This is a genomic window from Microbulbifer variabilis, assembly GCF_056232115.1.
In genome coordinates, this window is the sequence record NZ_CP174325.1 from 2,205,001 (window position 1) to 2,219,297 (window position 14,297).

Here is a 14,297-nt window from a genome sequence, read left to right on the forward strand (position 1 = left end):
CTTAGGCAAATCCGGGTCCCTAAGGCTGAGAACTGATGACGAGTCTCTTTTAGAGACGAAGTGGTTGATGCCCTGCTTCCAGGAAAAACTTCTAAGCTTCAGGCAATAGTGAACCGTACTCTAAACCGACACAGGTGGTCAGGTAGAGAATACCAAGGCGCTTGAGAGAACTCTGGTGAAGGAACTAGGCAAAATGGTACCGTAACTTCGGGAGAAGGTACGCCGGTTTTGGTGATGGGACTTGCTCCCTAAGCTGAGGCCGGTCGAAGTGACCAGGTGGCTGCGACTGTTTATTAAAAACATAGCACTCTGCAAACACGTAAGTGGACGTATAGGGTGTGACGCCTGCCCGGTGCCGGAAGGTTAATTGATGGGGTTAGCTTCGGCGAAGCTCTTGATCGAAGCCCCGGTAAACGGCGGCCGTAACTATAACGGTCCTAAGGTAGCGAAATTCCTTGTCGGGTAAGTTCCGACCTGCACGAATGGCGTAACGATGGCCACGCTGTCTCCACCAGAGACTCAGTGAAATTGAAATCGCTGTTAAGATGCAGTGTACCCGCGGCTAGACGGAAAGACCCCGTGAACCTTTACTACAGCTTTGCACTGAACTTTGAGCCTATTTGTGTAGGATAGGTGGGAGGCTTTGAAGCAGCGACGCTAGTTGTTGTGGAGCCGTCCTTGAAATACCACCCTGGTATGTTTGAGGTTCTAACTCTGGTCCGTTATCCGGATCGAGGACAGTGTATGGTGGGTAGTTTGACTGGGGCGGTCTCCTCCCAAAGAGTAACGGAGGAGTACGAAGGTGCACTCAGCATGGTCGGAAATCATGCAATGAGCATAATGGTATAAGTGCGCTTGACTGCGAGACAGACATGTCGAGCAGGTACGAAAGTAGGTCATAGTGATCCGGCGATTCTGTATGGAAGGGTCGTCGCTCAACGGATAAAAGGTACTCCGGGGATAACAGGCTGATACCGCCCAAGAGTTCACATCGACGGCGGTGTTTGGCACCTCGATGTCGGCTCATCACATCCTGGGGCTGAAGCCGGTCCCAAGGGTATGGCTGTTCGCCATTTAAAGTGGTACGCGAGCTGGGTTTAGAACGTCGTGAGACAGTTCGGTCCCTATCTGCCGTGGGCGTTGGAGATTTGAGAAGAGTTGCTCCTAGTACGAGAGGACCGGAGTGAACGAACCTCTGGTGTTCCGGTTGTCACGCCAGTGGCATTGCCGGGTAGCTATGTTCGGACGGGATAACCGCTGAAAGCATCTAAGCGGGAAGCCTCCTTCAAGATAAGATCTCCCTGGGAACTTGATTCCCCTAAAGGGCCGTGGAAGACTACCACGTTGATAGGCTGGGTGTGGAAGCGTTGTGAGGCGTTGAGCTAACCAGTACTAATTGCCCGTGCGGCTTGACCATACAACAGAGATGGTTACTAACGACTAGCTAAGCTAGCGGATTGTGAGTTAGAGACATACAATCGCTTGCGGTGTATTACTACAGATTGTTTTACCGACTTATTTGGGGTTATCGCCGGTCGACAGACCGAGGCAAACAGCGATAACGCGGCAGGCCAAGCACATTGCTTATAAGACCAGCGCCAACCCAAGCCAGTTTGCCTGACGACAATAGAGTTGTGGAACCACCTGATCCCTTGCCGAACTCAGAAGTGAAACGCAACATCGCCGATGGTAGTGTGGGGCTTCCCCATGTGAGAGTAGGTCATCGTCAGGCTTCTAATCCGAAAGGGCCACCCAATGGGTGGCCCTTTTTTTATGTGTGAAAAAAATATCCGTGAAGAGCCGTAAAGAAGAAAAGCAAAAACTTGGAAGTTAAAAATAAAAAGAAGTTAAAAATAAAAAAAGGCAAAGATGAAACGAAGAAAAATTAAAAAAGAAAAGCTAAAAATAAAAACAAAGAAATCCTGAGAAGTAATGAATAACCCAGTCAGGTTTTTGCCCTCAAAATCCAGTTGAAAAATTTAAACAGGAAAAACCCCGATAAAAAGTCGAACACGTTTACGCGACTGTAAATAAAGAGTTCTCCTCGCGACTTTCTCTCCTGAAAAAAATTGAGCGCCCAGCTATTTTTTACTGCAATCTTCCCTGGAAGGGCATTCCCAAATAATTTACCGCAGTACTACTAGTAGTCTTCCCGGAAAAAATCTTCCCAATAAAGAAATTATCTCCGCTGTAAAAAAGGGCCTGACAGGGATAAAAGTGACACAAAAATACCAACGAAAAAGCCGGTGATTTTTTGTGCGCTCGCGCAATGTCACACAACTGTAAGGCTGGCAGCGGATATACCACAGTTATACACAAGTCTATCCAGCCATTCTGTTAATAACGGCCGACCTGTGGAAATCACCCTAGAATCAGTGGTGTTTTTTTATCCATTAAAAGGCCCCCTATGGAAACAGAGGCCTGAAAGTGGATATCCCGGAGTTATGCACAGGTCTATCCATGGATTCTGTTAGTAACCGTCTCTTCATCCGCTTGTCATCAGTTATAAACAACTACCTGTTTAGACAGAGGTGTCAGTTTTATTAAAGGTGGCACGGAAGTCTTTGTGATCGAAAGTTTGGGTTGGGTGGAATAAGAGGGAAATAAAAAAGCCCCTCTGAGTGGGGCTTTTTAAAATAACTGGAGTATTTATAGATTACTCAGATTTAGTGGGAATACGCCCGAGGTCACCTTCCATTTCGGTGGCAAGGAAAGACATCACCACCCAGGCAGCGACATTTTGGCGCAGGTTCTCAGGGTCGATTTTGTCCAGGGTATCGTTGGGAGTATGGTGGTAGTCGAAGTAATCAGTACCATCCTGGTAAAGGCCAAAGGCTGGCACACCCTGGGCGACGAAAACACTGCTATCGGGGCCGCCATAGGATTCGTTATTACCACGCTCAATGCCTAGCGGCGCCAATAATTGCATCATCTGGTCGGCGATATCGAATTTACTCTCCGGCAGCCTAGTATCAAAGCGCCAGACTTTTCCTGCGCCAAAGTCAGATTCTGAAATGGCGATAATGTTGTCGAGTTCATGGCGGTGGGCATCGACATATTGCTTAGCACCGACCAAGCCAATTTCTTCTGCACCGAACAGGACTACACGCAGGGTGCGACGTGGACGCTCGGGTAACTCACCAATCAGGCGTGCAGTCTCCAAAACAATGGCGACACCAGCACCATCGTCAAGGGCACCTGTGGCTTCGTCCCAGGAGTCCAGATGGGCCCCAATGATCATGACTTCTTCCGGCTTTTCGCGACCAGTAATTTCCCCAATCACATTAAAAGAGGGGCCATCGGCAAGGCGCTCATTATTCACATTGAGCTTAACTTCTACAGGTGCACCGCGTTTGAGCATGGCTTCAAGCAGGTTGGCATCGGGTGCTGAGAGCGCCAGGGCGGGGACCGGATTTTTAATACCGTCGATAGACATCATACCGGTGTGAGCGAAACGGTCTGAGTCTGTGCCGACGGAGCGCAGGAGCAGGGCAGCTGCACCTTTCTCTGAAGCTGCGCGCATACCGCGACTGCGCCCCTGAACTGCAGGGCCATAGCCTTCACCGGTGCGGGCTTTTTCCATGCGTTTGTTGATAAACGCTATTTTACCCTTAACCTGTTTTGGCGATGCTTTAATTAAAGCCTCTACATCGGCGAACTCGACAATCTCGGCGGTGAGACCGCCATCGGGTGTTGCAACACTGTAGCCCAGGGAGCTGACAACCAGGGGTTGCGGATAAGGAGAAACAACTTCTGCGTGGGCATGGCCACGAGCCCAGCGCGGTACGTCTATCTGTTCCGTATAGACCCGGTCAAAACCCAGGTCTTGCATCTTTTTCTGAGCCCAGGCCACTGCACGCCGGTCTCCCTCGGTACCTGCGCGGCGAGGCCCAACCTCCACTGTCAATGATTCCACGATGCTGTATGCATCTGAGGACTCCAGGGCGCGGTCGCGTAGTACCTCGGCAACTGAGAGGTCCTCCTGAGGCAGCGGTTTTGCCTGGGCGATACCAATCGCCATGGTTGCTATAAGACCCCCGGTAAGGGATAACAGTGGTTTAAACATATGTTTATCCTTGATTAACACTCGTTGGCTCAAGATTTTGACTGTTTGTCTGATGTATTAATAAGTAGTTTGCTGCGAATTTGGCGCAGCTGTTCCAGTCCCCTTTCGGTAAATAAATAGGGTGGGCTATCACTGGACTCGTACTCTTCTATTTCCAGGCACTTGAGACGCATTTTCTCCAGCTCTGGGTCATGGCGCATCGGAATCGCCACCAAAGCACGCCACTCACTCTCGCTGGCCTGACCGGTAATGGCGTCTTCCAGGCCTTTAATAAAACTGGCTCTATCCATGCGAAAACGCGGGGTACGCAAGTGCATAAAAGTCCAGATTACAATGACGAATGCACAGAAGGACAGCAGCAAGGTGAGAAACAGGGTCACTTTTCTACGGCTCCAATAGTAATTTTATCGCGATAGCCAGGGTGGCAAGAATAATCACAGGCTTAATTAGCCTGGCTCCATGTGTGATAACCAGGTTGGACCCAAGTCTTGCACCAATTATCTGGGCGGCAGCCATAGTAATACCCAGCATTAGAGAGAGGTGGCCACCTAGTATAAATATAACTAGTGAAGTGATATTTGTGGCCAAAACCAATGGTTTGGTCGACGCAGTAGCTTTACGCATGTTGTAGCCGAGTAGCGCCGCAAATGCTAAGGCATAAAAGGCTCCCATGCCGGGGCCAAAAAAACCTCCGTAAAAACCTATCCCGCCACCGACAAAAAGATGAAAGAGCCTCGAGTCCATTCTGGGTTTGGAGTCGATGTCTGAAATTCTCGGTGAAAAACTGAAGTAGAGAGCAATGGCGATAATCAGTAAAGGCAGTAATGTATCCAGTGTTTCAACGCCGAGCTTTGTGACAGCCCAGGTCCCCATGGATGAACCGATCATTGCTGTGACAAGGCCGGGCCACAGGGGTCTCAGTTGCAAGTGCCCCTTTTGAAAATAGTTAAAACTGGATGAGAGAGTGCCGAAAACCGCTTGGAATTTATTGGTGCCGAGGGCATCGAGCGGGGGAAGGCCAGCCCATAAAAGTGTGGGCAGGGTGATCAGGCCTCCACCACCGGAGATGGCGTTGATAAAGCCCGCGGTGAAGGCCACCGCGGTGAGTATCAGGAGTGTGGTTAAGGTTAAATCGCTACTAAGTTCTATCACGGGAGGATTCGTTACCCTCCAAGGTGCCAGTCTGCATTTTGCGGTGGAACCCCTGGTATTTACTGAAGCGGTGCTGGATCTCTCTCATATCCTCGTCCAGGTTTCCGGTGGGATGGTAGAGGGAGTCAAGGCAGAAGCGTTTACGTGAAAAATCCCAGGCAACCAATAAGATTGGTACATTGGCTGCGTAAGCAATTCGCAGGAAACCACTTTTCCACTTGGTAACTTTCTTACGAGTTCCTTCGGGAGTAATACCGACCCACATTTTCTCGTTATTGCGGTACTGCGTGGCTACCTGTTTTGCGATACCCCCTGCGGAGCCGCGATTGGTAGGGACACCGCCGAGCCACATAAAGAGATTTTTAAAGGGAAAGAAAAAAGCTTCCCGTTTCATCAGCCAGGAAATTTTTACCCTGTAGGCCATGATAAAAGGCATGGCTACGACAAAATCCCAGTTGGATGTGTGTGGGGCCAGGGCCACCATCACTTTCTTCTCAGGGGGGAAGGTGCCCTCCAGGCGCCAGCCCATCAGCCTGATCAGCAGCCTGCCAATAGCAGCGGTGACGCTGTTGCCAAGGCGGGGTATCTCTGCCGGTAATTCTTTCTGCTGACTCATTATGGATCTCTCAGTCTACTGCTTAAACGCCCTGGAACTGGCAAATGGTCTCAGGAAAAGCCCGCATAAATTAATGCTCACGGGTAGCGTAGAAGCGAATATCCGGATAACGCTCCTCTGCCAACTGCAAATTCACTCGGGTTGGTGCCAGATAGGTTAGGTGGCCGCTACCGTCAATGGCGAGATTGGTACTTGCTTTGCGTTTGAAGTTCTCCAGTTCTTTGACGATTTCACTTTCCACCCAACGGGCTGTATTCACATTTACATTTTCGTAAATGGCTTCTACTTTGTATTCGTCCTTAAGGCGATAGGCAACCACTTCAAACTGCAATACACCAACGGCACCGACAATAATGTCGTTGTTATCCAGCGGGAAAAATACCTGGGTAGAGCCTTCTTCAGAAAGCTGTTGTAAACCTTTTTGTAACTGTTTCAGTTTCAACGGATCTTTGAGGCGAATCCGGCGGAACAACTCTGGAGCAAAATTGGGGATACCAGTAAATTTAAGAGCCTCACCTTCGGTAAATGTATCGCCAATCTGGATAGTACCGTGGTTGTGTAAGCCGATAATGTCACCGGCAATGGCCTCTTCTACATGGGTGCGGTCGCCGGCCATAAACGTCACGGCGTCGGCAATTTTTACATCCTTGCCAATGCGCACATGCTTCATTTTCATTCCGCGGGAGTAGGTACCGGAACAAACGCGCATAAAGGCGATACGATCCCGGTGTTTGGGGTCCATGTTGGCCTGGATCTTAAACACAAAACCGGAAAACTTTTCTTCGCTCGGTTCAACCTGGCGCTCTTGGGTAGCGCGGGACTGGGGACCCGGAGCCCACTCCACAAACCCATCGAGCATTTCACGAACGCCAAAGTTACCAAGGGCAGTACCAAAAAATACTGGGGTAAGTTCGCCCGCTAGGTAAGCTTCCAGATTGAACTCATGGGTGGCACCGCGCACCAGCTCGATCTCCTCGCGGATATCCTCTGCGTACTCCCCGAGCAATTCGTCAGCCTCTGCTGAATCAAGTCCCTTAATCTGGATATCATCCGGGATGGTGTGGCCTTGGCCTTGGGTAAATACGTGAATCGTATCGGTGTAGAGGTTGTAAACCCCTTTAAAGCTTTTGCCGGAACTGAGCGGCCAATTGATAGGAGCGGCCTGGATGTTGAGGACCTCCTCAATTTCATCCATCACTTCGATGGGGTCTCGAATGTCCCGATCGAGTTTGTTGATAAAAGATAGAATGGGAGTGGTACGCAGGCGGCACACATTCATTAGTTTTATTGTACGGTCTTCGACCCCCTTGGCCCCATCGATCACCATCAGTGCCGAGTCCACTGCGGTGAGTACCCGGTAAGTATCCTCGGAGAAGTCCTCGTGTCCAGGAGTATCGAGCAGGTTAACCGTGCGCTCTTTGTAGGGAAACTGCATGACCGATGAGGTGACAGAGATGCCCCTTTCTTGTTCCATGGTCATCCAGTCAGAGCGCGCATGGGGCCCCTTCTTACCTTTGACAGAGCCTGCCATCTGGATTGCGTTTCCGAACAAAAGTAACTTTTCGGTCACGGTTGTTTTACCGGCATCCGGGTGGGAAATGATGGCGAAAGTTCTACGTCTTTGAAATCGTTGAGAAAAATCTTGGTTCACTTAGATTTAACCTTATCTGTGTACGCCCTGTGTACACATATAGAAATATACTCCAAGGCCGAATCCGAAAGGACGCATTATATCAAATTGGCCTTTGGTTTTGCTCTTGGCTGGTGACCAATGAATACTATCCGGTCAGGCTGGTCGATGCTAATAGGGTGGCAGGGTAGGCTCTTGGCTGTATACATTTACTGTTGCTGGAGTTGACTCTTTCCAACGTTCCTGGGTTAGCTTCACTGATTAGTTTTCGCGGTCCATGTTTTGTATTGATGTGACAATATTGACATTTGATGACAGGCTGGGTTGAAATGACTATGGACTTGCTGAAAGTCTTCACACGTCATTTTCAAGGAGCACTGAAATGGAAGTTAAACGAAAATTTTTTCTAACAGCAGCATTACTTGTATCAGTAGCGCACTCTGTACCGGCACTGGCATCTACATTATCAACAAGCATAGAACTCAAAAATAACACTTCTTCTGATAATGTGCTCATTAATGGAACAAATTCAACCGGGATTATTTCTCCATTATTTCCAAGCCCAGCAGTTGCAAACAATTCGACTTTCCACACCTCTATCACTAATAGTGTGGCGGATGCTGGGGTATTAACCTATCAATCATGTAGGTTCAATTGGTCAGTTATCCAGATGAATGGCTACTATCAATTTTCAATAGGAGCAACCCCTTCATCTAAGTGCAGTTCAGATGTATTGGTTCAAAATGTGTTTACTGGGGAATACAAAATAAGATTCAACATCGACGCCTAAATAAGTAAGTAATCCTTAGCGAAGGCGATGAGGTGCCTGCCATCGCTAAGGATGGACTGGAAAACAACTGTGTATTTTTTAGGCGTAAAATTTGAACCTCCCACTGCTCATCACCTTTGATCGACTAATATCCATTTAAAATCTTTTTGCCTTCGATATCGAAAATCCTTTAGAGATACACAAAATGTAATACCCGCTCAATTTTAACGCAGAAGAAATAATTATTTTCTATTAATTGATTATGGGCAATGGAGATAGATTTATTGAGAAATGCAATAAAAGACGCCGTGTAATTGTGTGTGATAAATAATGAAGTTCGAAGCGTAACAACTTACCCCTTAGTGCCGACAAATAATCCCAAGTCAGATTTTTTACTTGAACTTAGTAGATAAATTTATTTGCGACGGTTATGTAAGGAGAATGATGATGTGTAATAGTTGTTATAGTTCTGGGGCAACTTATACTTTAATAAATAAAATTGAACTGTGGGCCAATAATGGTCTTACCTATACCGATTTGGAGTGTTTGGTTCGTTCATCTGCTGTGACTTATCCAAATACTTATGTTTTTGTTTTTAAAAATGCAATTATATTTAATGGTACCGCTCGAAAGGTATACGTGGACGTACATTATGTTGGCAACAAAATAATTCCGGGTTCGCCACGACAAGCATTTGGAGGGCTTTGGGTGAGCGGAGTTGGAAATCAAGCGATGAAACCAGAACAGCACGGTGGTGTGCTACTAAGACAATTAAAATTGGAGCTTCCCAGTCATGCGCCAAAAGGTGGAGTTAAAGCTGTATTTGGTGACCGACATGGCAATCAGCCATTACCAAATGGGATAATTCAATCGAATAAGTTAATATAAGGTGCTCTTTTCGGGTTGATATCCTTCCCGCCCGATAAAATACAAGCTTTTCTCTTCGGGTGGGGAAGTATTGGTCTTAAGCTGCTTCTGGATGTGAAACTTGAGACTCCCACTTTTCAATATCATCGATAGCCCAATGTTTGTGACTGTCAGATGCTTTGATGTGTGGCTATGGAAAAGGGTTTGTGTCTCGTTTTATCCATCTAAAAAATGTACGGCTTGAGCAGCGGTAGTGCTGGTATAAATCCTTGGTTGACCAATATCCTTTAATCATATTTTTTCTGTTTCTTAATATCTAGACATTTTGCTCTACACAAAGGCAAATCCCTGGCTGTTGTGTGTGAGTTCACCTGCTTGCTACACGGAGTCGTAAACGGGATTAACCGTTGCGTGTCCGAAGAAAATATCGTTGATAATATTGCGTATCATTAGGTGATGTGATCGCCGAAGTTACCATTATCGCCCATACATCACCGGTGATTCGTAGGTAGATTTTCGGCAGGTCAGAAAGTCCATTATTGGGTCGTAATTGCCAGGTGAGGGGAAACTATACAAAAGATCGAAAGACTCAATTTAAAGTCTGGCTAGGGAACCCTTTATCTGGGGGCTATAGGCCCTCAAAAGAAATGGAAGATACAGGAGGCTTATATATCTCCTGCCTATACCATTAGGTGGGGACTTGCCAAGGGTGATGACTTGAGTAGTTAGTGGAAGCTGTACCTTAGGAGTGGGATTTGCTGAGGGTGGCAACTTGAGTGGCTTGCAGAAATTTTACCCTTAGAAAATTAATATTTAAATCAGGTAGTGTTCCACTTCATATTCTTTGTGCCATCTCAGCCACTGTATTCTGCCAAGTGTCCGACAGTGCTCAGTATGTATACATTTTCACGGTTAACAACAAGTCGATTTGTGAACATGCCTATATACAGATTTTCTTGTGGCTGAGGTTGGTTTTGTATGCGCCGGTACTGTTTAGAGGGTGGGGTATACTGCGAATTAGGCAATATGTGAGCTTGATCAGCGAAGACCAAGCTCCAATGGGCTGAGTTGCTGTCAGGGCTGGCGCTTCTGGACATCTTTCGAATAAAGTTGGCCTTTCAGCCAAATCAATGTTGGGCGGATTGCACAGTGGGACCAGTCAAGGCTGGTGAACGGGTTTGCAGTTCTCTTAAGTTAAGGGGGATCTATGAGTCAGGACAGGTTGCAGGCGTTGCGTGGTGAGCTCAAGCGGCAGGGGGTGGAGGCCTTCCTGGTTCCCCGCGCTGATGAATATCAGAATGAGTATGTACCCGCCGCCGATGAACGACTGTCCTGGATAACTGGGTTTACCGGGTCCGCCGGCATGGCAGTAATCAGTCAGAGGGAAGCAGCGCTGTTTGTCGATGGGCGTTATACATTGCAGGGAGAGCAGCAGATAGGGGATCAACCCATTGAGTTGGAAAACCTTGATGGTCAGGCTATTGCTGCTTGGGTTTGCGATCAATTACGTGAAGGACAGTCGCTTGGCTTTGACCCACGTTTACATACCGAACCTGGACTGGCACTGCTGAAAAAGCGTCTCGCCGAGAGGGATATCTCCCTCCGGCCACTGGAACAAAATCCAATAGATGCGGTTTGGCGGGATCGGCCCCACCCTCCCTGTGGAGCCGCGCGTCCACATCCATTGGTATTTACCGGGGAGCACTCTAGAGAAAAGCGCCAGCGTATTGCTGGATTACTGGCGGAAAAACGTGTAGATGCCCTTTGGCTGCCCAACCCCGAAAGCTGCGCTTGGCTTTTTAATATCCGCGGTGATGATATTCCCCACCTCCCCGTTGCCCTGGCTAATGCGGTGTTGTACCAGGATGGCAGTGCCACACTGTACCTGGCCGAGCAGGCTATTGGTGAAGGGGTGCTGGAGCATCTGGATCACGAAGTGATACTGGTGTCAGAAAAAGGGCAGTTATTCGAAGACTTGCGCCGTCGCCATGCCAATAAGATCTGGGTAGATGCCTCAATAAGCAATTGCTGGACCCTGCAGCAGCTGCGCGAACTGGATTTACAGTTGCTACTTGAGCGCGATCCCGTGATTGAGGCGAAGGCTTGTAAAAATTCTGTGGAGCTGGCCGGCTCCAGGGCCGCCCATGAGCGCGATGGCGCGGCACTGTGTGAGTTTCTGTGCGAGTTACCCAGTGCGGTTCAAAATGGCCTTGACGAACTGTCGGCGGTGCAACTGCTGTATAGCAAGCGCGAGGAGCGCGAGGGTTTCCGCGGAAATAGTTTTGAAACTATCTCGGGCTACGGACCCAACGGTGCCATTGTGCACTACCGGGTGAGTGATCAATCCAGCTTGGCGATGAAAGCGGAAAGCATTTACCTGTGTGATTCCGGGGCTCAATACCCGGATGGCACTACCGATGTCACTCGCACAGTGGCCCTGGGGAAATTTCCGGCACCTGCAAAGGAGCACTTTACCAGAGTACTGAAGGGCCACATTGCAATAGCCACCCTGCGCTTCCCACTAGGCACCTGCGGAGAGCAGATAGATGCTATCGCAAGGCGCTCACTGTGGGAGGCGGGTCTGGATTATGCTCATGGTACAGGCCATGGGGTTGGCAGTTTCTTAAGTGTGCATGAAGGACCACAGAGAATTGGCAAGGTAGCCACTGGTGTGGCATTGCAGCTAGGCATGATTCTTTCCAATGAGCCCGGCTTTTACCTTACCGGCCAATATGGAATTCGAATAGAAAATCTGGTTTTCGTTAAAGAGAGTGCGGATTACATCGGTTTTCTGGAGTTTGAGGAGCTGACATTGGCGCCGATCGATCACCGTTTAATTGATGTGGAGCTGCTGACAAAAAAGGAGTTGGACTGGCTCAATCGCTATCACCAGCGCGTACGCGATACTATTACGCCGCTGGTCAATGAGAAGACTGCCGAGTGGCTGCAAAAGGCGACCGAAGCCCTGTAATTTTTTAGCTGGGGCTTGCCCCCAGCAGTTGTTATAAGCACCAAAATTTGCCTGTGAATAACAAGGCTATTATTGCATCTCGAATTTATATCCCGCCCCATACACCGATTGAATAAGCTCTGTGTCTGGTAGTACAGCGGTTATTTTCTTGCGTACTTTTTTGATATGGCTGTCGATAGTGCGGTCGCTGATTACCCGGTAATCTGAATAGATGCGATCCATGATTTGCTCTCGGGAAAAAATGCGGCCGGGTTCACTGTAGAGCAGCTCAAACAAGTGAAACTCCAGGGAGGTCAAACCAACATCGCGGCCGCCAATACGCAGCTGCCTGGTTTTGGGTTCCAGTTGTATCGTGCCCAGGTCTGGTTGCCCGGTGGCAGTGGTACGACGTAATACCGCCTTTACCCTTGCTACCAGCTCCCTGGGACTGTACGGCTTGCACACATAATCGTCCGCACCAATTTCCAGCCCTCGCAGGCGGTCTGCTTCCTCTATTCTGGCGGTCATCATAATAATCGGTACATTACTGGTGCGACGGATTTCCTCGCAGATTTCCAGTCCGCCTTTTCCGGGGAGCATCAGGTCCAGCAAAATTAAATCTGGCGATTGGGACTTCACATAGGGCACAACCTGATTGCCATCAGAAAGGATATCGGCTTGATATTCAGCTGCGCGTAAATAGTCCAGCAGCAGGTTGGCCAGCTCGGTTTCATCTTCAACTATAAGGATTTTTGCGGTCATTATTCCTACCATTTGATCCGCTGAATAAGGGGGAGAAAAATACTGATTTCCAGGCCTCCTAAGCGCGAAGAGGTGGCTGAGATACTGCCCTCATGGGCTTTGACAATATTTTGACAGATTGACAAACCCAGGCCAGCCCCACCGGTCTCGCGGCTACGTGAACTTTCAGTACGGTATAGGCGGTCGAAAAGGTGGGGTATATCCCCATTGGTGACTCCAGGGGCTGAATCCTCGAAAGTGAGGATAACGGTTTGTGCTTTGGCACGGGCTGAAACTCGTAATTGGCCGCCACTATCGGTATAGCGCAAACTGTTAGTGAGCAGGTTGCCGAATAGCTGCTGTAGGCGCGCCGCATCGGCATAGATGAGCCTGTCTGCACTTAGTTTATTGGTCAATTTCAAGGCTATATTTTTCTGCGCAAAGGCACTGCGAAAATCATCGACGATATCATTTAGTAATGGAGCTAGGGGAATATCGGTTTTGCAATAACTAAGAGCTCCCACGTCAGATAGGGAGAGTTCGTAGAGGTCGTTGATCAGGCGATTTAACTGGTGAATTTTATCATGGAGTATATCGAGGTTTTTTGGGGAAGCGGTGCGTACACCATCCTGTAACGCCTCAATTTGTCCCTTCAACACTGCCAGTGGAGTGCGCAATTCATGGGATATATCTGCCATCCAGCGATTGCGTGCGTGCTCATTGGCCTCAAGGGTTGCAGCCAGCCGGTTGAAATCCGCACTTAGCTGGCCCAGCTCATCGCTGCGTTCAATATCGATACGGGTTTTGTAATTGCCGGAGGTAAGGCGATGGGTAGCTTCAGCTAGGCGGCGGATGGGGCGAACCAGCTGCCAGGCCAGGGGCAGGGCGATACCAAGGGCCAGGATGAAGGTGACAATAGAGATCAGTGCAAAAGTACGTGACTGTTCCCGTATAAAGCCCTGCTCATAATTATTGGACAGGGATGCCGGTGGGTTGATAGTGAGAAACCCCACTGTCTTGCCTTCAACGGTCAAGGGTTGGTAGAGCAATTTCTCTGCTGGTGCGGGGCGTCCAATCACCAGGCGCTTTTCGCTATCGAGCAGGCTTAGGCGTGGGCCGAGACGGTCACCAGCGGGTGGAGGCATTCCTGGTCTGCCACCTTCTGGACCCATGCCCCTTGGAGGCCTGCCGGGGCCGCCAGGGGGCGGTGGTGGTAATTGTCCCAGTTGGCGAAAGATGGTTTGATGGTGTAGGTCCAGCCATTCATGGCCGTTGCCTTCCAGGGACTGCCAGCTCCCTTTATGTGCATAAAAGTCTTCCAGCGCTTGAACAAGGTCTTCAACATCGCGTAGTTCCTGTGCACGCATGTAGGCGAGAAAACCGTGGCTAAAACTCCACTGGAAAAATACAAACATACCACCGACGGTAATTGCGGTGGTCAGTAAAAATGCCAAGCTGAGTTTGTAGCGAATATTTAACGACATATCGTATCCGGTTCGTCCTTCA

Annotated in this window: 11 protein-coding genes and 2 rRNA genes (1 of these 13 running past the window's edge); 6 read left to right on the top strand and 7 right to left on the bottom strand. The window is 48.9% G+C overall.

Translation table 11 applies throughout. The annotated features are described in order from the left end of the window. Both ACJJI7_RS09655 and rrf read left to right on the top strand, forming a co-directional pair. Positions 1–1,417 (top strand): 23S ribosomal RNA (locus ACJJI7_RS09655); it begins 1,461 nt to the left of the window's first position. Positions 1,418–1,616: 199 nt separating this feature from the next. Continuing rightward, a 5S ribosomal RNA gene (gene rrf, locus ACJJI7_RS09660) occupies positions 1,617–1,732 on the top strand. A gap of 924 nt (positions 1,733–2,656) precedes the next feature. Here the strand turns inward: rrf and ACJJI7_RS09665 are convergent. From ACJJI7_RS09665 to ACJJI7_RS09685, 5 genes are all read right to left on the bottom strand, one after another. Next, positions 2,657–4,066 carry a M20/M25/M40 family metallo-hydrolase gene (locus ACJJI7_RS09665; protein WP_444902261.1) on the bottom strand — a complete coding sequence of 470 codons (1,410 nt, stop codon included), beginning with the start codon at positions 4,064–4,066 and terminating at the stop codon, positions 2,657–2,659. A gap of 29 nt (positions 4,067–4,095) precedes the next feature. Beyond that, positions 4,096–4,446: a hypothetical protein gene (locus tag ACJJI7_RS09670; RefSeq protein WP_282951704.1), complete on the bottom strand. Its 351-nt coding sequence runs from the start codon at positions 4,444–4,446 to the stop codon at positions 4,096–4,098. Between the two features lie 4 nt (positions 4,447–4,450). After that, a complete protein-coding gene (locus ACJJI7_RS09675) occupies positions 4,451–5,218 on the bottom strand; it encodes a TSUP family transporter (protein WP_282951703.1) in 768 nt (255 codons plus the stop codon). Next, a complete protein-coding gene (locus ACJJI7_RS09680) occupies positions 5,205–5,834 on the bottom strand; it encodes a lysophospholipid acyltransferase family protein (protein ID WP_020411846.1) in 630 nt (209 codons plus the stop codon). The genes ACJJI7_RS09675 and ACJJI7_RS09680 overlap by 14 nt, the downstream gene beginning before the upstream one ends. 70 nt (positions 5,835–5,904) lie before the next feature. Next, positions 5,905–7,485, bottom strand: coding sequence for a peptide chain release factor 3 (locus tag ACJJI7_RS09685; protein WP_282951701.1), 1,581 nt, complete (start codon positions 7,483–7,485; stop codon positions 5,905–5,907). A gap of 361 nt (positions 7,486–7,846) precedes the next feature. Here ACJJI7_RS09685 and ACJJI7_RS09690 point away from each other — a divergent pair, with 361 nt between their 5' ends. From ACJJI7_RS09690 to ACJJI7_RS09705, 4 genes are all read left to right on the top strand, one after another. Then, complete coding sequence (locus tag ACJJI7_RS09690) at positions 7,847–8,254, top strand: hypothetical protein (RefSeq protein ID WP_282951700.1); 408 nt, start codon at positions 7,847–7,849, stop codon at positions 8,252–8,254. 375 nt (positions 8,255–8,629) lie between these two features. Beyond that, positions 8,630–9,121 carry a hypothetical protein gene (locus ACJJI7_RS09695; protein ID WP_282951699.1) on the top strand — a complete coding sequence of 164 codons (492 nt, stop codon included), beginning with the start codon at positions 8,630–8,632 and terminating at the stop codon, positions 9,119–9,121. A 609-nt stretch (positions 9,122–9,730) separates the two neighbouring features. After that, entirely contained in the window at positions 9,731–9,829 is a 99-nt protein-coding gene (locus ACJJI7_RS09700; protein ID WP_475717133.1) for a hypothetical protein, read from the top strand. A 478-nt stretch (positions 9,830–10,307) separates the two neighbouring features. Further along, positions 10,308–12,071 carry an aminopeptidase P family protein gene (locus tag ACJJI7_RS09705; RefSeq protein ID WP_282951698.1) on the top strand — a complete coding sequence of 588 codons (1,764 nt, stop codon included), beginning with the start codon at positions 10,308–10,310 and terminating at the stop codon, positions 12,069–12,071. Between the two features lie 69 nt (positions 12,072–12,140). Here the strand turns inward: ACJJI7_RS09705 and ACJJI7_RS09710 are convergent, their stop codons facing one another. Both ACJJI7_RS09710 and ACJJI7_RS09715 read right to left on the bottom strand, forming a co-directional pair. Then, complete coding sequence (locus ACJJI7_RS09710) at positions 12,141–12,812, bottom strand: response regulator (RefSeq protein ID WP_282951697.1); 672 nt, start codon at positions 12,810–12,812, stop codon at positions 12,141–12,143. Between the two features lie 5 nt (positions 12,813–12,817). After that, positions 12,818–14,275: an ATP-binding protein gene (locus ACJJI7_RS09715; RefSeq protein ID WP_282951696.1), complete on the bottom strand. Its 1,458-nt coding sequence runs from the start codon at positions 14,273–14,275 to the stop codon at positions 12,818–12,820. Positions 14,276–14,297: the final 22 nt, after the last annotated feature.